The 18,340-nt window shown below is 68.3% G+C and carries 12 protein-coding genes; 3 read left to right on the forward strand and 9 right to left on the reverse strand.

Going from position 1 to position 18,340, the window contains the following annotated elements; genetic code table 11:
• Window positions 1–121: 121 nt before the first annotated feature.
• The 9 genes from PL79_RS05555 to PL79_RS05595 all read right to left on the reverse strand — a co-directional run bounded on the left by PL79_RS05555 (window position 122) and on the right by PL79_RS05595 (window position 14,034).
• Window positions 122–1,957, reverse strand: coding sequence for a S53 family peptidase (locus PL79_RS05555; RefSeq protein WP_044845284.1), 1,836 nt, complete (start codon window positions 1,955–1,957; stop codon window positions 122–124).
• Between the two features lie 267 nt (window positions 1,958–2,224).
• Window positions 2,225–2,689, reverse strand: a complete 465-nt coding sequence (locus PL79_RS05560) for a hypothetical protein (protein WP_135800973.1) — start codon at window positions 2,687–2,689, stop codon at window positions 2,225–2,227.
• A 13-nt stretch (window positions 2,690–2,702) separates the two neighbouring features.
• Complete coding sequence (locus tag PL79_RS05565) at window positions 2,703–3,323, reverse strand: hypothetical protein (RefSeq protein ID WP_044845285.1); 621 nt, start codon at window positions 3,321–3,323, stop codon at window positions 2,703–2,705.
• Entirely contained in the window at window positions 3,320–4,009 is a 690-nt protein-coding gene (locus PL79_RS05570) for a response regulator (protein WP_044845286.1), read from the reverse strand. The genes PL79_RS05565 and PL79_RS05570 overlap by 4 nt, the downstream gene beginning before the upstream one ends.
• Window positions 4,006–5,451, reverse strand: coding sequence for an efflux transporter outer membrane subunit (locus PL79_RS05575; protein ID WP_044845287.1), 1,446 nt, complete (start codon window positions 5,449–5,451; stop codon window positions 4,006–4,008). The genes PL79_RS05570 and PL79_RS05575 overlap by 4 nt, the downstream gene beginning before the upstream one ends.
• Window positions 5,452–5,455: 4 nt before the next feature.
• Entirely contained in the window at window positions 5,456–8,599 is a 3,144-nt protein-coding gene (locus PL79_RS05580; RefSeq protein WP_044845288.1) for an efflux RND transporter permease subunit, read from the reverse strand.
• A gap of 20 nt (window positions 8,600–8,619) precedes the next feature.
• On the reverse strand, window positions 8,620–9,780 hold the full coding sequence (locus PL79_RS05585; protein WP_044845289.1) for an efflux RND transporter periplasmic adaptor subunit: 1,161 nt from the start codon (window positions 9,778–9,780) through the stop codon (window positions 8,620–8,622).
• A gap of 449 nt (window positions 9,781–10,229) precedes the next feature.
• On the reverse strand, window positions 10,230–12,722 hold the full coding sequence (locus tag PL79_RS05590; protein ID WP_044845290.1) for a mechanosensitive ion channel domain-containing protein: 2,493 nt from the start codon (window positions 12,720–12,722) through the stop codon (window positions 10,230–10,232).
• A gap of 352 nt (window positions 12,723–13,074) precedes the next feature.
• Window positions 13,075–14,034, reverse strand: coding sequence for an LLM class oxidoreductase (locus tag PL79_RS05595; RefSeq protein WP_044845319.1), 960 nt, complete (start codon window positions 14,032–14,034; stop codon window positions 13,075–13,077).
• A gap of 1,189 nt (window positions 14,035–15,223) precedes the next feature.
• Here PL79_RS05595 and PL79_RS05605 point away from each other — a divergent pair.
• The 3 genes from PL79_RS05605 (at window position 15,224) to gndA (ending at window position 18,268) form a co-directional block, all read left to right on the forward strand.
• Complete coding sequence (locus PL79_RS05605) at window positions 15,224–16,120, forward strand: NAD-dependent protein deacetylase (protein WP_044845320.1); 897 nt, start codon at window positions 15,224–15,226, stop codon at window positions 16,118–16,120.
• Entirely contained in the window at window positions 16,117–16,758 is a 642-nt protein-coding gene (locus tag PL79_RS05610; protein WP_044845292.1) for a DUF938 domain-containing protein, read from the forward strand. The genes PL79_RS05605 and PL79_RS05610 overlap by 4 nt, the downstream gene beginning before the upstream one ends.
• Window positions 16,759–16,855: 97 nt before the next feature.
• Window positions 16,856–18,268, forward strand: a complete 1,413-nt coding sequence (gndA, locus tag PL79_RS05615; RefSeq protein WP_044845293.1) for an NADP-dependent phosphogluconate dehydrogenase — start codon at window positions 16,856–16,858, stop codon at window positions 18,266–18,268.
• The last annotated feature ends 72 nt before the right edge of the window (window positions 18,269–18,340 follow it).

Raw genomic sequence — 18,340 nt, forward strand, 5'->3', positions numbered from 1 at the left:
AGCCGCGGGCGACGTGTGCCGACGGTCGTCGTCGATCGGGACGCGCCGCGTGCACTGTCGCCGACACGGTTCCGGGCGCGCGAAATGACCCGCACCCGGAACCGCACCGCTCATCGCACGATCAGCGCGCGAAATCCGCCGTGCTCTGGATGAACGCGTTCAGCTTCGATATGTTCACGCTGCCGAAGCCCGTCGTCGCATCCCAGCCGGCCTTCGCCTTGTAGCCGTACGTGCCGCTGCCGTTGTTGCCGGACGTCACGTCGTGCAGCAGCGCCGCATTGCTCGGGAAGTACTTGTAGATGCTCGACGCCGGGAAGCCGAGCGCGTTGTTGTTCGCCGATTGCAGCCGCGCCCAGATGCCGGTGAAGATCGGCGCGGCGAGGCTCGTGCCGCCTTCGTTGTTCAGGTAGCCCGAGCCCCACAGCGTGTCGGACGTCTGGCCGTTCACCACGAGGATCGCGCCGGTGCGCAGGTCGGCGTCGAAGCCGACGTCCGGCAGCGCGCGCTTGGTCGACCCGGTGAGGCTCGACGATTGCCACGCCGGCGCGGCTTCGTACTTGCTGTAGCCGCCGCCCGTCGACCACACGGTGCCCGGCTGCCAGCTCGGATCGTTCCAGACGATTTCGCTGTTGTACGCATTGGTCGACGTGTTGGTGAACAGCGTCGTGCCGCCCACCGCGATTACGTACGGCGACGTCGCGGGCTCGCTCACGGTGTAGGTCGAGCGCGACGGCGTGCCGCTCGCGCATTCGTACGCACCGTGGTCGCCGGCCGACACGGAGAAGGTCTGCCCCTGCGCGACGGCCTGCTTGAAGATCGTGTCGTCGGTCGCTTGCGAGCCGGTGCTGTACGAGGACGATTCGCACACGCCGAGCGACACGTTGATGACTTTCGCGACGTTGTCGCTCACCGCCTTGTTGTACGCGGCGGTGATTGCCGTGAGCGTCATCGACGGAGCCACGTAGAACACGACCTGCTTCACGCTGCCGCCGGCGGCGCCGACGATCGACTGGCTGTCGAGGTTCCATTCGACGGTGCCGGATGTATCGGTGTACGAACTGCCTGACGGACCCGTCGGCACGACGCTGCTGCTGATCGTGCCGAGGCCGTTGTTCGCGGCGAACGTGTTGAGATCGCTGACGGTCTGCGACAGGTCGCCTTCGGCGATGATGCCGACCGTGGTCTGCGAGGCCGTCGGCGTGCCGTCGCCGCCGTAGAGCGACGAGAATTCCGTCGGGTTGTGCGGCACCGCGGATGCGCCGGCGGGGATCGTCAGGTTGCTGGTGTTGCCTTGCGGCTTGCTGCCCGCGCCGGTGTGCATGAGCTCGACGTTCTGCAGGCCCAGCACCGCGCCGACGATGCCGCCGATCGCGTTCGGCACCTGCGCGGCATCGGTGTTCGCGTAGACGCTGCGGCCGTTGCGCGTGAAGCGCTTGAGCGTCGTGCGGAACGCCGACTTGATCGTTGCCGCGGTGCCGGAGGCGGACACGAGCAGGCGGTTCGGCGCAACCACGATGTTGACGAAGCCGGCCTGGCGCAGGTGCGCGACGACGGAGGCGACCTGCTGGTCGGTCGGCGCGTACTGCGCGGCGAACTGCGCCGGCGTGAGGAACTGCTTGTAGTGCGGCGAGCCGGGCGTGTGCAGGTCGTGCAGGTACTGGTCGAGTTGCGCTTCGTTGCGCAGGTTCAGCCCGAGCACGATGTCGACCGATTCGCCGGGCGCCATCTCGGTGGCTGCCGCGGCAGCGGCGGCGGTGCTGGCCGCCGGCGCGCCGGCGGTACTGCTGCTTTCACCTTGCTGGACGAGGGGCAGGAAGCCCTTGGTGCGCGTTTCCGTCCAGCCGGCGGCCGGTGCGGCATGGACGCTCGCCATGCCGAACGAAGCGGCTGCCGCGGCGGCGAAGGCGAGCTTGACGATGCGGATGTGCTTTTGTTTCTTGTCTGCAACCTGATTCATGTTGAATTACCCCTCCGGTTGAACATCGAACGGCACGAACAACGACGGTCGACAGCGGCGCGGATCGTGCGCCGCCGATATCCGCCGCGCTCGCGCGGATGGCGCGGACGCGACGGGGCCTTTCGCCCGGTCCGCAAGGGTGGTGATCCTCCGGGGGCGAAATGCTGGAATGCTCGGCAATGGAGGCGCTGCGCCGCGAAGCAGGGCGGCCGCGCCAGCGGGTTTGATGCAGGCGGGATGACTAGAGCAACAGTTTCGGTGTCCTGCTCATTCGGTTCGATCCTTCGGCCCGCTGCCGGACGGCAGCTGCCCAATCAATTGCATCGGGATGTTGCATGCGCCAACGGAAGAAGAGGCGGTCGGCGGCGAGAACTTCGGTGCGGCGCGAGCGCAATGCGTCGAGCGGAATCGATTGCGTGGTGGACAATTCGTCAGATTGCTTGAATCGGACGGTATCAAGAACGAAAGTTCGGTGTCAAACTTTTTCTGATTATATGAAACAAAATTAAATCGAATAAGCTGAAATGATTTTGAAAAATTGCGGGGTATTTTGTAATTTTCAAAGACACTTTCGGATGTAATGATGGATCGGCGCGCCGGATAATTGACGATTCCATTCGTAATGAGCGAATGGTTGTGGAGGAAACATTCGAGCCGCAGACGCCGGCTGAGCCGGTCATGCGTCGCGCAGCGCGCTCGCCGGCAGATGCGTAACGCAATCCGGTCTGCCATCCGCACGGAAACTTCAACGGCGCTCCCGTCGCCGAAGCTCGAGCTTCGGCGTGTCGTGCCGCTCGACGGCCTGCAGGTCGTCGACGAGCCGGAACAGGCCGTCGATACAGTGCAGCAGGCGTTCGTCCGGCGCGTCGCCGCTTGCCGACGCGAGTGTCTTGATCTCGTCGAGCCGCGCTTCGAGTTCCGCAAGCGGCGCGCGCACGATGCGGTCCGCATCGGCGGGCGAGGTCGTTTCGAAGGCAGTTGCGTGCTTGAGGCGAACGGTCATGGCATTGAAGTCCTCGATGAATTGCGACATGGCGCTCGGGCAACCGTCGCGGTAAGCCGCGCGCACCGAAAGATCGTCGGCGACGATCCGGCCGGCAGCGTGCGCGGCCGAGTCGAGCGCTTCGAGCGTTCGGCGAATCAGCCGGCACAGGTCGACGGCCGCCGCCAGCAGCCCGGCCAGCAGCAGCGCCGCGAGCACCGGGTACGTGAATGCGTCGTGGTGCAGCGCGTCGCGTGATGGTCTGGCCGGATGGCGCAACGTGTCGCTGATCGACACGCCGGCGCCGGCCGCCAGCACGGCGACGATCGCGAGCAGCACGATCGCCTGCCCGATTTGCCGGCTCGGCGTCGCCGCCCGGTTCACTGTATGCCCCGCAACCGGTAACCGACCCCGCGCATCACTTCGGGCATGCCGCGCGCGCCGGCCTGTTCGAGCTTCTTGCGCAGCCGGCTGATGTGGCTGTCGATCGTGCGTTCCATCGCGCTCACGTCGGCCATGCAGGCATCGAGCAGTTCGCCGCGCGTGAACACGCGGCTCGGCGCGCGTGCCATGTGCGCAAGCAGCCGGAACTCGGTGAGCGTGAGCGACACCGGTACCTCGACCGATTCCGTGCGCACGCAAACGACATAGCTGTCGGTGTCGATCTCCAGGTCGCCGACCCGCAGCACGTGCACGGCCGACGGCGTGCGCGCGCGACGCAGGATCGCGCGCAGGCGCGCGACCACCTCGGCCGGGTCGAACGGCTTCACGATGTAGTCGTTAGCGCCGGCGCCCAGCGCCTGCCGTCTGTCGATGTCGCGGTCGAACGCGGTGACGACGACGACGGGTGTCGTACAGCGCCGTCGCAGCTCGGTCAGCACGTCCCAGCCGTTGCGGCCCGGCAGCTTGACGTCGAGCAGGATCAGGTCGGGCACCAGGTGCGGCTGCACGTCGAGCACGGCCTGCCCGTTGCCGACGCGGTAGGTGCGATAACCGTCGTGCGTCAGGTAGGCGTCGAGGATGTCCGAGATGTCGGGTTCGTCCTCTGCAATCAGGATCAGCGCGCTCATCGTTGCTGCGCCACGTTGGTCGACGGCGCGACGTCGGTATCCGTCAGCCCGCCGCCGAGCGCCTTGTAGAGCGCGACGGCATTGGACAGTTCGCCGCGGCGCAGGTCGAGCAAGGCCTGCCGCGCCGCGTACAGCTGGCGCTGCGAATCGAGCAGCTCCAGTCGCCCCTCGACGCCCGCGCGGTAGCGCAGGTTCGACAGGTCGGTGCGGCGCTCGGCCGATGCGACCACGCGCGTCTGCGCTTCGATCTGCCGGCCGAAGGTCTCGCGTCCGGCGATGCCGTCGGCGACTTCGCGGAACGCGGTCTGGATCGAGCGCTCGTATTCGGCGACGGCGCTGGCCTTGCGCACTTCCGCGAGACGCAGTTCCGAGCGCAGCCGGCCGCCCTGAAAAATCGGGACGGTGACCTGCGGCGCAAAGCTCCAGACGTTCTGACCGCCGGCGAACAGGCTGCCCATCGCCGGGCTCAGGAAGCCGATCGACGACGTCAGCGACAGCCGCGGAAAGAACGCGGCGCGCGCCGCGCCGATGTCGGCATTGGCCGCGACGAGGTTCTGCTCGGCCTGCTGGATGTCCGGCCGGCGGAACAACAGCTCCGACGGCAGGCCGGCCGGCAGTTGCGTCATGACCGGCTGCTGCTCGAGCGGCAGCGGGTCCGGCAGGTCCTTCGGCGGCTCGCTGCCGAGCAGCAGGCGCAGCGCATTGCGCGCCTGCTCCACGGCACGCGTGCGCGCTTCGAGGTCGGCGGTCGCGCTCGCGACCTGGCCTTCGGCCTGCGCGATGTCGACGCCGCTCGCCTGGTGCGCTTCCTTCAGGCGGCGCGCGAGATCGAGCGACTGCTGCCAGTCGCCGAGGGTGCGCTCGGCGAGTGCGCGCTGCTCCTGCGCGAGGCGCTCCGCGAAGTACGCATCCGCCACGGCGCCGACGAGCGCGATCTGCACCGCGCGGCGGCCGTGATCAGTCGCGAGGTAGCGCGCGAACGCCGCGTCCGACAGCGACTTGACGCGGCCGAACAGGTCGATCTCGAACGCGCTGATGCCGACGTCGACGCCGTACCGGTTCTGCGTCGATTCGAGCAGCGGCGGATTCGACTGCGGGTCGGCCGCGGTGCGCTGGCGCGTGAAGCTGGCGCCAGCGTCGATCGACGGCAGGCGCGCCGAGCGCTGGATGCCGTACTGCGCTTCGGCGGCCTCGACGTTCAGCGCGGCCAGCCGCAGGTCGCGGTTGTTGCGCAGCGCGACCTCGATCAGGCGCTGCAGGCGCCGATCGCCGAACATCGTGCGCCAGCCGAGATCGGCCGCGTTCGCGTGCAGGTCGGCGGCAGCGGCGGCCGTGTAGGCGGTCGGCGCCGGCATCGCGGGTTTAACGAGCGCCGGCGTCAGCGAGCAGGCTGACAGCGCGAGGGCGGCGCACGCCGCAGCGGAAAGAATAAGCAATCGCATGGCATCAACCTTGTTGTTCGATATGCAGCGGATCGGGCTTGCGGCGCGCGGCGCGCCATGCTCCGATGCGTTCCTGGATGCTCATCACGAACACGAAGAACACCGGGACGAAGAAAATCGCCAGCACCGTGGCGGTCACCATGCCGCCGAACACGCCGGTGCCGATCGCGTGCTGCGTTTCGGCGCTCGCGCCGGTCGCGATCATCAGCGGCACCACGCCGAGGCCGAACGCGAGCGACGTCATCAGGATCGGGCGCAGGCGCAGCTTCGACGCCTCGACGGCCGCCTCGATCAATCCCTTGCCTTCCTCGCGCAGCTGCTTCGCGAATTCGACGATCAGGATCGCGTTCTTCGCGGACAGGCCGATCACCGTGATCATCCCGACCTTGAAGAACACGTCGTTCGGCAAGCCGCGCAGCAGCACCGCGCCGATCGCGCCGAGCAGGCCGAGCGGCACCACCAGCATCACCGACAGCGGGATCGACCAGCTTTCGTACAGCGCGGCGAGCACCAGGAACACGACGATCATCGACAGCACCATCAGCATCGGCGCCTGCGACGCCGACTCGCGTTCCTGCAGCGACTGGCCGGTCCACTCGACCGCGAAGCCCGGCGGCAGTTGCGCCGCGAGACGTTCCATCTCGGCCATGGCTGCGCCGCTCGACTGGCCCGGGGCGGCAGCGCCCGAGATCCGCGCGGACGGGTAGCCCTTGAAGCGCACCATCTGCAGCGGCGTCTCGGTCCACACGGGGCGAACCACTTCGGACAGCGGCACCATGCCGCCGGCCGCGTTGCGCACGTACAGCTTCATCACGTTGTCGAGCTGCATGCGCGCCGGCGCATCGGCCTGGATGATCACCTGCTGCATGCGTCCCGCGTTCGGGAAGTCGTTCACGTAGGTCGAGCCCATCGCGGTCGACAGCGTGTCGCTGAGCGTCGTGAACGACACGCCGAGCGCCTCCGCTTTCGCGCGGTCGATCTCGAGCCGCACGCTCGTGCCGGCCGGCAGACTGTCCGGGTACACGCCGGTCACGATCCTGCTTTGCGCGGCAAGTTCGAGCAGCTTGACTTCCGCCGCCTTGAGCGCCGCGGCGCCCTGATTGGCACGGTCTTCCAGGCGCATCGAGAAGCCCGAGCTGTTGCCGAGTTCGTCGATCGCCGGCGGCAGCAGGCTCATCACCGTGCCTTCGGTCACACCGGCCATCGCTTGCTGCGCGAGCAAACCTTCCTCCACGGTCGACGAGCTGCCGCGGTTCTTCCAGTCCTTCATCACGGACCAGTTGATCGCCGCGTTCGGGCCTTGCCCCGAGAAGCCGTAGCCGATCACGGAAATGCTCGACTGGATTGCCGGACGCGCAGCAAGATGCTTCTCCAGCGTCTTGACCACGTCATGCGTACGCTCGGCGGTAGCGTCTGCGGGCAGCAGAAAGCTGGTGATGAAGTAGCCCTGGTCCTCGTCCGGCAGGAACGACGACGGCAGGCTGCGGAAGCCGAGCACCAGTGCGCCCGAGATTGCGACGAACACCAGCATCACGCGGCCCGTGCGGCCGACCAGGCGGCCGACGCGCGTCTCGTACCAATTGGTCAGGTGTTCGAAGCGTCGGTTGAACCAACCGAAGAAGCCGCGCTTGTCGTGGTGACCCGGTTCGAGCGGCTTGAGCATCGTCGCGCACAGGGCAGGCGTGAGCGTCAGCGCGAGCAGCGCGGAGAACAGGATCGACACGGCCATCGACAGCGTGAACTGCTTGTAGATCACGCCGACCGAACCGCTCGCCATCGCCATTGGCAGGAACACGGCGGTCAGCACCAGCGTGATGCCGATGATCGCGCCGGTGATTTCCTTCATCGCCTTCGACGTCGCGTCCTTCGGCGACAGCCCTTCTTCGGCCATCAGGCGCTCGACGTTCTCGACGACGACGATTGCATCGTCGACGATGATGCCGATCGCGAGCACCATGCCGAACATCGTCAGCACGTTGATCGAGAAGCCCGTCAGCAGCATGACCGCGAACGTGCCGAGCATCGCGACCGGCGCGACGATGGCCGGGATCAGCGTATAGCGCACGTTCTGCAGGAACAGGTACATCACGAGGAACACGAGCACCATCGCCTCGAGCAGTGTCGCCAGCACCTTCTCGATCGAGATCTTCACGAACGGCGACGTGTCGAGCGGGATCGAGTAGCTCATGCCGGACGGCATCGACTTGCTCAGTTCGGCCATGCGCGCACGGATCGCCTCGGCGGTCTTCACGGCATTGGCGCCCGGTGCGAGCTGTATGCCGGCGAGGGTGGCCGGCCGGTTGTTCTCGCGGCTCACGAACAGGTAGTTTTGCGAGCCGAGCTCGACGCGCGCGACGTCGCCGAGCACGACCTTCGAGCCGTCCGCGTTCGCGCGCAGCACGACCTTCGCGAACGCTTCCGGCGTCGTGAGCTGGCCCTGCGCGGTGAGCGGCACGGTCACGCGCTGGCCCGGCAGCGCGGGCAGCGCGCCGAGGCTGCCCGGCGCGATTTGCACGTTCTGCTGGCCGATCGCGCTCGTCAGGTCGCTCATCGACAGGCCGAAGTTGATCAGCTTCTGCGGATCGACCCAGACGCGCATCGCGCGTTCGGAGCCGAACTGCAGCACGCGCCCGACGCCGTCGACTCGCCGCAGCTCCTCGGAAACGCTGCGCGTCATGTAGTCGGCGAGCGCACCTTCGTCGAAGCGGCCGTTGTCGGAGCGCAGGCCGATCAGCATCAGGAAACCGGACGACGCGGATTCGACGATCAGCCCGTTCTGGCGCACGGCCGCGGGCAGGCGCGGTTCGATCGACTTGATCTTGTTCTGCACGTCGACCTGCGCCAGTTCCGGATCGGTGCCGGGCTTGAACGTCACGGTGATCTGCGCGGCGCCGGACGTATCGGCCGACGATTCGAAGTACAGCAGGTTCTTGACGCCGGACAGCTCGCGCTCGATGAGGCTCAGCACGCCGTCGTTCATCGTCTGCGGCGTGGCGCCCGGGTAGCTCGCGGTGATCGTGACGGACGGCGGCGCGACCGATGGGTAGCGCGCGACCGGCAGCTGGGGGATCGCGATCAGCCCCATCAGGATGATGAAGAGGGCGATCACCCACGCAAAGACCGGGCGGCGGATAAAGAATTCAGCCATGACTGGTGACTCCTCCCGACTCAGTGCGCGGACGCGGTGGCGGCCGCGTCAGGCGACTTCCAGTCGGTCGCGGCGACAGGCGCGCCGTCGACCAGGCGCTCCATCCCTTCGACGACGATCTTCTGGCCGGCCTGCAGGCCCGACTTGATGCGGTAGCTGCGGTTCGTCAGTTCGCCGACTTCGACGGCCTTCAGATGCGCGGCGCCCTTCGCGTCGAGCACCCACACCTGCGGCTTGCCGCCAGCGCGCACGACGGCCTGCTGCGGCACTATCACCGCGCTGGCGTAGTGCGCGCGCGGAATGCGGGCGCGCACGTACATGCCCGGCAGCAGCTGGCGCTGCGGGTTGTCGACCAGCACGCGCAGCAGCACGTCGCCGGTGCCCGGATCGACGTTGACGCCGGAGAACAGCATGCGGCCCCGCGCGTCGTAGCGCGTGTCGTCGTCGCGCAGCACGTCGACCGGCAGGCCGTTGCTGTCCGCCGCCCGCGGCTGTGCCGCGAGCGCGCCGCGCAGCGCGTCGAGCGACGCGGCCGGCTGGCGCACGTCCACGTAGACCTGGTCGATCTGCTGGATGCGCGCCATCGGCTGGCTGTCGCCGCTCGACACCAGCGCGCCTTCGGTCACGAGCGCCTGGTCGATGCGGCCGGCGATCGGCGCTTCCACGGTCGCGAATTTCAGGTCGAGCTGGCGGCGCGCGAGCGTCGCGCGGGCCTGCGCGACGTCGGCGGCGGCCTGGTCGCGTTGCGACACGGCGTCGTCGTACATCTGGCGGCTGATCGCGTCGGCCTCGACGAGCGGCTTGAAGCGCGCCGTCTGCACCTTCGCGCGCTCCAGCGCGGCCTGCGCACGTTGCAGCGACGCGGCGGCCGTGTCCATGTCGGCCTTGAACGGCGCGGGATTGATCTGGAACAGCGACTGGCCGGCGCGCACTTCGGTGCCTTGCTCGAACAGCCGGCGTTGCACGATGCCGCTGACCTGCGGCCGGATTTCGGCGACCCGCACGGCCGCGACGCGGCCCGGCAGATCCTCGGTCACGTCGAGGCGTGCGGCGGCCAGCGTCATCGCCGCGACCGGGGTGGCCGGCGCGGCTGCCTGCTGCTCTGCGGGTCCGCAACCCGCCAGCAGGGCCAGCGTCAGTGCACCGGCGGCACCGTAGCGGCATCGTTGTTGATTCTTCATAGCGACTCCAGGAAGCGCAGGCAGCCCACTGCCTGCTTTGGCGGGCTGGAGTGTGCGGCGCCTGGTTGGCGTCTTTTATGCGGGAAGATGGAGATTCGATGGAGACGGCGAAAGAACCGGCAAGGCGGGGGAATGGGGTAGGCGGTGCGAGGTGGGCTTCGTCAGACGAATCGATGCGGTTGAACGAGCTGTCGCGTCCGGTTCGTCGTTCGACACCGTGCGAGGCGGCCCGTCCATGCGATATCGGAGCGGGTTGTCAGCCCGTTATGCGCGGGGCGGTGCGGCGAGCGGCGAGCGGGATGCCGGCGCGACGCCGGCCGCGCCGGCGAACGCAGCGAAGTGCGTTCGGCGCGCGAAGAAAACCGCCGCGCGTCGAGCGCGGCTATCCGTCGTTCGATGGCGCGCGCACGGCGCGACCGGCGGTGGTCGCGCCAGCGGCATCCGTACGATCAGTCCGGCTTGCGCGCCGGCGCAACGGGCGGCGGCGGTTCGGCGTCCGGCGTGCTGGCGGCGTGGTCGCCGTTCTCATCGTTCTCGGGCGCGACGGGACGCAAACCTTCGTCATACGCGACGAGGCTGCGCTGCGGATTCGCGATCCGGATTCCGCGTTCGCGGAACAGCACCGCGATGCGCCGATTGAATTCGCGCTGCACGCCCCAGCGCGCCGAGTCCTTGCACTGGATCTGTCCTGCCAGCGCGATCGCCGCGCCGTCGACCTGGTCGATGCCCCAGTAGCTGAAGTCCGACAGGATGCCGTCCTTGTAATCCGGATCGTCGCGCAACGCGGCACCGATCTCCTTCAGTGTCGCGATCGCGCGATCGATGTCCTGACCGTAGGCGATGCTGACCTTGACGGCCGCGTTGCCGAGCCCGCGATTCGTATTGTTGACGGTCGTCACCGAGCTGAACGGGACCGTGTACAGCGATCCGTCGCCCGCGCGCAGCCGCACGGTGCGGATCGACAGATATTCGACCGTGCCGGATACGCCGGCGAGCGTGACCCAGTCGCCCACCTGCATCGCGTTCTCCATCAGCAGGAAGATCCCGGTGATGAAGTCCTGCACGAGCTTCTGCGAGCCGAAGCCGAGCGCGACGCCGAAGATGCTGGCGCCGGCGAGCAGCGGACCGATGTTCACGCCGATTTCGCTGAGGCCGGTCAGCACGACGACGAGCGCGATCATGATGAACAGCAGCGAACGCAGCATCGGCAGCAGCGTGCGCAAGCGCGCCGCGCGCACGAGGTTGCCTTCGCGTGTCCACTGCTGCAGGCGGCGCTCGATCGCGATGTTCGCGGCTTCCCAGACGATCAGCGCGACGACGGCTGCAATCGCGATCGTGATCAGCGCCGACGCGAGCCGATGGCCGATCGTGCCGGTCGCGAACGCGTGGAAGATCGGCACGCCCCAGGTCTGCAGCAGCAGCACGACGGTCACGACGGCGATCGCCGCCGACACGACCTGGCGCACCAGCGGGTAGTAGCGGTACGCGTGCAGGTGGACGAGCGTGCGGTCGTCGTCGCGGCGCTGGAACACCCGCGCGAGCGCGCCGAACACGACGATCGACACGATCCGCATGCCGATCATCACGGCGATCGAGCGGCCGCCGAGCGCGATCAGCACGCGGTAGCCGTTGTGGACGTCGAGCGCCCACACGAACCACAACGCCATCACGACGAACACGGATACGGGCGCCCACGCGTCGGCGAGCGCGTTGCCGACCATCGCGAAGGCCGGCCGGTCTTCGCCGGCCGCGCGGATGCGCGCGGCGACCGGCTGGCGGCACCGGAGGATCAGCGCCGAGATCATCAAGTGGCCGACGAGCGCGACCGCCTTCAGCAGCGCGACGTGACCGGCGTCGCTGAGGCCGAAGCTCGCGGCGATCTCGACCGCGGCCGTGCTGGCGCCGACGACCATCACGATCCGCGCGATCGAGCGCTGCGCGAACGCGGCCCATGCGTCGCTGATGTGCAGCAGCCGCAGCTGCCGCGCGTCGGGCTGGAAGAACAGCCGGCTGACGATCGTCACGAGGCGGCAGATCACGTAGATGTCGATCAGCGATTCGAGTGCCGTTTGGGTCGGCGTGCCGGCACCGTCGAGGACCGACATCGTCAGGCTCGCGATGCCGACGAATACCAGCAGCGGTATCACCCGCAGTGCGAGGCTGACCAGAGCGCGCGGCATGCGGCGCAGCAGCGTGGTGTGGCGCCGCGCATGGCCGCGACCTTGCGACGACGTATCGGGCGTGCCGGTGCCGTCGGCGCGGGCAGCGGTGGCGGCCGGTTCTGGCGTCGAAGTGCGGTCGCCGGGACCGGGCGGTTTGGGTTCAGGCGAATCGGCGTCGGCGCCGGCATCGGCATCTGCATCGGCCCGGCGCGACGATCCGGTGCGGCGCGCGCTCAGCGCGGCCAGCGCGCGCCGCAGCAGCCGCTTCGCGAACCATTCGACGGCGAGCGCGGGCACGAGCACGGCGAGGATGATCAAGATCGCGCGCGTGAGATCGGTACGTTGGTCGGCGCGTACGAGCCGCTCGTGCCACCAGTTGCCGACCGAGCCGACGTCGAGCAGCGAGCGCAGCGATTCGTTCAGCGCGCCGCCGATTTCACCGGCCCAGTGCGATCCCTGCCGCACGAGCATCGACGCGAGCCCGTTCGTCGTGAGTGCGGCCGGAGCGGTGCCAGCCGATGCTGCGCTGGCCGGCGCCGCGGCGCTCGCCGCAAGCGCGGGCGTGCTCAGCACGCCGACGGCCGCGATCGCGCGCAACGTCGTTTCGACCTGCTGGCGCTCGCGCGGGTTTTGCAGGACGGAGAGGGCCTGCTGCGCCTGCTGCGGCGTCAGCGCGGGCACGGCGCCGGAGGCGGCCGAGGCGGCGGCCGGGGCAGGGGCGGCCGCGTGGGCGGCCGATACGACGGCGGCGAGCAGCCAGCCGAGCAGGAAATATCGCATGGGTAGGCGTGCGGGCGCGCATCGGAACGCGGCCCGCCGGTCTGGACGATGGACGGAAGCTAACATGATTGCCAGCGGAACCGGATAGTTCCGTCGACGAATATTCGAATCGGGCATGCGGCAGGCGGTGCGGGCGTTTGCGCGCTGCCGTGCGGTTCCTTTCGCGTGGCGGTGTCTCGCGCCGGCCGTTCACGATCCGTGATGCGGGCAGGTCGTCGGGTGTTGGCATGCGGTCCCGCCGCAAGCGAAAGCGCAGGATCGGGAACGAAACGTGCTCGCCGGTGATTCGATGGGTGGCCAACCGTGGCTTCGACTATGGGCTATGGGTGAAGAATTCCGGATTCCTGATGAATCAACCCTGATCGTCGTGAAAGACCGGCAATACATGCTCGGCGATTTCCTCGATGACCTCGCGCACGGGCCGGTCCGAGCCGGGATTCAGCGTGACGTGGTGCGTGCCGGCTGCCCGCATGTCCCGCAGGATGTCGATGAGCGCATTCCGACCGGTCGCATAGCCGAGCGGCAGCGCGGTGGGCGGTGCATCGCGATTCGCATCGAGATCGAGCCGCATCGATACGCCGAACGCGCGAAAGCCCGGCGGTGCAAGCCGGTCGACGGCCGCGCGCCACATCGAATAACGAGCGCGCTGCGTGTCCGGGTCGCGATGATAGGTCATCCAGCCGATCGCGTTCCGTGCGATCCAGTCGACGCTCTGTCCGCCGGAGCCGACGGCAAGCATCGGCACCGCGTCGTCGCCGCGCGGCAGCAGCGTGAACTCGGGCGCGTCGGGTGGCGTCTCGTCGGGCAGCACACGGGACGGCACGCCGAGCGCGGCCGCGACGATGTCCCAATGCCGGCGATACCGGTCGCGCCGCGTTTGCGCGTCGACGCCGAACGCCGCATATTCGGGCGGCCGGTCGCCGGAGCCGAGGCCGAGGATGAAGCGCCCGCCGGACAGCGTCGCGACCGACAGCGCGCCTTTCGCGATATGCAGCGGATGACGCAGCGGCAGCACGATCGCGCCGCTGGCAAGCACGATCCGGCGCGTGCGCGACGCGAGCGCGCCGAGCAGCACCCACGGATCGAGATGCCCGACCGGGTCGGGATAATCGGCGCTGTTGAGCGGCACGTCGCGAACCCACAGTGCGCGAAAGCCGAGCGAATCGGCCAGCGCCGCGAGTTCGAGCTGCTCGTTGAAATCCGCGACGGTATGGCCGCTGCGCAGCAGCGGCAGCGTCAGGCCGATCGACAGCCGCTCGGCCGAGAAGACGCGCCGCGCGACGTCGGCGCGGCCGGAGGCGGGCAGGGTCATGTCCATTCCTTGGAGACGGGGCGAAGCCGGTGGGCGCGCCGCACCGTGTCCGAATGCTAACGTGTTTGCGCGCCGCTTGCGGCGGCGGTATCGGTGGCATCGGCGGTCCAGGCATGATGGGCACCTTCGGTCATCCGGCAATCAATCGGCATGAACGTACGTCAGCGCGTGGTGGCCGGTCTTGCGGCGAGCAGCGTGCTGTCCGTGGTTGCAGGCGGTGCTCACAGGTTCGACGAGCGCGTTCGACCATGCATGCGCGGCCAGGGTCGCGCGACTGTAAGCGGATCGTCGGCATCGAACCGACGCAAACGCGCCGCCGGCGCACGCGTCACATGCGTGCAACACCGGCGTCGCGTCCGGTGCGATCGATCGCGCGGGCCGTTTCCCCCTCGTTTCACTTTCGAAACGTTCACGCTTGTCTGTCGCCGTGCGATTTGCATCGGGGTCGTTTCACCGCCCGCGCGGCCTTGCACGGCGAAGCATGGTGCGCTCCTTGCATGTCTGTATGCGCCGTGAGCGCGATCGCCGGGCGCAGCAGGGGCCCGGCCGTCGCTTCAGTAGGTCGGACGCATCGAAGACGGGGACAAGAGAATGAGAACAGACCGAATCGCAACGTGCCATGTTGCAAACATGAATCGCCGACCTGCCCGTGATTTCGCGTCGCCGTTGATTACGGCGACATGAGCGCGCGGCTTTTCGCTTCATCCGGACCCATCCGGTTCATTCCGAACGACGACGTGCAGGTATGACGCACGAGGCCGACCCGTGCCGGTCGGCCGTCGGGGATGAACCGCCGGTGCGCGCGGATGGGCGACCATGACTTCCGGATCGTCATGCCGACGCGCGATACGCAGGCGCGCCGCACGCGAAGCATGCGTGCGTGTGCCGTGCGCCGTGCCGCGCGGCGATCCTCGCAAACATCAGGGCAATTTCAGGAATTCGAAGGTGTAGTCCCGGGGAAGGTCTGCCGGCGGCGCTGCGGCGGATCCGACGACATTGTGCTGTCAGTTGATCCACTACCCCGATGGATCAATTGTTGATGCGCCCATCGCCATGTGGTCGATGGGCGTCTTTTTTTGCGGCGCCGGTATCGCGCGCGGACCGCCGGCCGGATCGCGCGGCGTTCTGTATCATGTGCTGGCGCGCCGGCCGCTCGGCCGGCCACCGCGCCCGATCACGCGCCGCCAACATGAACGACATCACCTTGCCCGACCCCTCATCCGCCGGCATCGAACCGGCCGCGCTCGATGCGCTGCACGCGTTCGTCGAGCGCCATCCGCGGCTGCTCGTGCTGACCGGTGCGGGCATCAGCACGGATTCCGGCATTCCGGGCTATCGCGACCGCAACGGTCAATGGATGCGCTCGCCGCCGATCCAGCTCCACGAATTCCTCGGTTCCGACGCTGCGCGCCGCCGCTACTGGGCGCGCAGCATGATCGGCTGGCCCGTGGTGGGCCGTGCGCAGCCGAACCGCTCGCATGTCGCGCTCGCGCGGCTCGGCGGCACCGGCCGGATCGAGCGCCTCGTCACGCAGAACGTCGACGGGCTGCACCAGCGCGCGGGCAGCGGCGACGTGATCGAACTGCATGGCGGCATCAACGGCGTCACGTGCCTCGACTGCGGCGCGCATCACGCGCGCGCGACGATCCAGGCCGTGCTCGAAACGGACAACCCCGAGTTGCTCGGCGCGCAGGCGGAGCCTGCCGCCGACGGTGACGCGCATCTCGAATGGACCGCGCTCGACACGTTCCGCATCCCGGCCTGCCCGGCCTGCGGCGGCCTGCTGAAGCCGGCGGTCGTGTTCTTCGGCGAGAACGTGCCGCGCGAGCGCGTCGCGCTGGCGTCGCAGGCGCTCGATGCGGCCGATGCGCTGCTCGTCGTCGGCTCGTCGCTGATGGTGTATTCCGGCTACCGGTTCTGCGTGTGGGCCCAGGCGCAGAACAAGTCCGTCGCCGCGCTGAACCTCGGCCATACGCGCGCCGATCCGATGCTGACGCTGAAGGTCGAGGCGCGTTGCGCGCCCGCGCTCGACGCGCTGAACGCGCGGCTGGGCGTCGCCGGCAGCGCGCCGGAGCACGCATCGTGACCGGGCCGACGTCTTCGTCCGATCCGTCCGCGCGGCTGTCGGCGCCGGCGGCCGAACGCAATCGCGGGCCGATCCTCGACGTGTTGCGCCGCGTGCTGCCGGCTACCGGCGACGTGCTCGAGATCGCGAGCGGCACCGGGCAGCATGCGGTCCATTTCGCGCAGGCGCTGCCGGGGCTGCGCTGGCAGCCGAGCGATCCCGACGCGCACGCGCGCCGCTCGATCGCCGCGTGGGTCGCGCATGCCGGCCTCGCGAACCTGGCCGAGCCGCTGGCATTCGACGTGCGCGACGCATCGTGGCCGGCTGCGGCACTCGACGCGATCGTCTGCATCAACATGATCCACATCTCGCCGTGGGCCTGCACCGACGCGCTGTTCGCCGGCGCGTCGCGCGTGCTGCGTCCGGGCGGCGTGCTGTTCCTGTACGGCCCGTATCGCCGCGCAGGCCGGCACACGGCGCCATCCAACGAGGCGTTCGACCAGCAGTTGCGCAGCCGCGATCCGTCGTGGGGCGTGCGCGATCTCGAGGCGGTCGTCGCGCTCGGCCTCGACTGCGGGCTCGACTGCATCGAGGTCGTCGACATGCCGGCGAACAACCTGAGCGTCGTGTTCCGGCGCCAGCCGCACGCGGAGCAATGACACGCAAGCGCGCATCGCGGCCGGGTTTCCACTATCCTTTCGCCTGTGCGCGCGGCCCGGCTCGGGTCGCGCCCCGTTTTTTCCGGAGAATTGACTAATGGGCAAACAAGCAATCGGTGTGATCGGGCTGGCGGTGATGGGCCGCAATCTCGCACTCAATATCGAGAGCCGCGGTTACGCGGTGTCGGTGTACAACCGCAGCCGCGAGAAAACCGACGAACTGATCGCCGAATTCCCCGGCCGCAATCTGGTGCCGACCTACACGCTCGAGGAGTTCGTCGCGTCGCTCGAGACGCCGCGCCGGATCCTGATGATGGTGAAGGCCGGCGAAGCGACCGATGCGACGATCGCATCGCTCAAGCCGCTGCTCGAGAAGGGCGACGTGCTGATCGACGGCGGCAATACGCACTTCACGGACACGATCCGCCGCAACCAGGAGCTCGCGCAATCGGGCCTGCATTTCATCGGCACCGGCGTGTCGGGCGGCGAAGAGGGCGCGCTGCGCGGCCCGTCGATCATGCCCGGCGGCCAGCGCGACGCGTACGACCTGGTCGAGCCGATCCTCAAGCAGATCGCCGCGAAGGCGCCGTCGGACGGCGAGCCGTGCGTCGCGTACATGGGGCCGGACGGCGCGGGCCACTACGTGAAGATGGTCCACAACGGCATCGAATACGGCGACATGCAGCTGATCGCCGAGAGCTATGCGGTGCTGAAGGACGTCGCGGGCCTGACCAACGACGAACTCGGCGCGGTCTACACCGAGTGGAACCAGGGCGAACTCGACAGCTACCTGATCGAGATCACGTCGAAGATCTTCGGCAAGAAGGACGAAGAGACCGGCAAGCACCTCGTCGACGTGATCCTCGATCGCGCCGCGCAGAAGGGCACCGGCAAGTGGACCAGCCAGAACGCGCTGGACCTGGGCGTGCCGCTGCCGCTGATCACCGAGTCGGTGTTCGCGCGCGTGCTGTCGTCGCTGAAGACCGAGCGCGTCGCGGCCAGCAAGATCCTGTCGGGCCCGGCCGCCGCGCCGTTCGACGGCGATCGTGCCGCGTTCGTCGAAGCCGTGCGCCGCGCGCTGTACCTGAGCAAGGTGATCTCGTACGCGCAGGGCTTCGCGCAACTGCGCACGGCATCCGAAGAGTACGGCTGGAACCTCGATCTCGGGACGATCGCGAAGATCTTCCGCGCGGGCTGCATCATCCGCGCGCGTTTCCTGCAGAAGATCACGGACGCGTACGCGAAGGATCCGGCGCTCGCGAACCTGCTGCTCGACCCGTACTTCAAGGACATCGCCGCGAATTACCAGGCGTCGCTGCGCGACGTGGTGGTGGCCGCGGTGAAGGCAGGCGTGCCGGTGCCGGCGTTCGCGTCGGCGGTCGCGTATTTCGACAGCTACCGTTCCGAGCGGCTGCCGGCGAACCTTGTGCAGGCGCAGCGCGACTTCTTCGGCGCCCACACGTTCGAGCGTACCGACAAGCCGGGCAGCTTCCACGCGAACTGGTCGTAACCGGCAGGCGAGGACGGTATTGTTGCGAAATTCTATTCTTTGAGTAGGGTTTTTCGTTCCCGGATCCCGCAA

This window comes from Burkholderia sp. USMB20 (genome assembly GCF_000949135.2).
GTDB lineage: Bacteria > Pseudomonadota > Gammaproteobacteria > Burkholderiales > Burkholderiaceae > Burkholderia.

Coding starts and splice junctions, on each gene's coding strand:
- PL79_RS05555 (WP_044845284.1), bottom strand. CDS start 1,957: ATGAATCAGGTTGCAGACAAGAAACAAAAGCACATCCGCATCGTCAAG.
- PL79_RS05560 (WP_135800973.1), bottom strand. CDS start 2,689: ATGGCAGACCGGATTGCGTTACGCATCTGCCGGCGAGCGCGCTGCGCG.
- PL79_RS05570 (WP_044845286.1), bottom strand. CDS start 4,009: ATGAGCGCGCTGATCCTGATTGCAGAGGACGAACCCGACATCTCGGAC.
- PL79_RS05575 (WP_044845287.1), bottom strand. CDS start 5,451: ATGCGATTGCTTATTCTTTCCGCTGCGGCGTGCGCCGCCCTCGCGCTG.
- PL79_RS05580 (WP_044845288.1), bottom strand. CDS start 8,599: ATGGCTGAATTCTTTATCCGCCGCCCGGTCTTTGCGTGGGTGATCGCC.
- PL79_RS05585 (WP_044845289.1), bottom strand. CDS start 9,780: ATGAAGAATCAACAACGATGCCGCTACGGTGCCGCCGGTGCACTGACG.
- PL79_RS05590 (WP_044845290.1), bottom strand. CDS start 12,722: ATGCGATATTTCCTGCTCGGCTGGCTGCTCGCCGCCGTCGTATCGGCC.
- PL79_RS05595 (WP_044845319.1), bottom strand. CDS start 14,034: ATGACCCTGCCCGCCTCCGGCCGCGCCGACGTCGCGCGGCGCGTCTTC.
- PL79_RS05605 (WP_044845320.1), top strand. CDS start 15,224: ATGAACGACATCACCTTGCCCGACCCCTCATCCGCCGGCATCGAACCG.
- gndA (WP_044845293.1), top strand. CDS start 16,856: ATGGGCAAACAAGCAATCGGTGTGATCGGGCTGGCGGTGATGGGCCGC.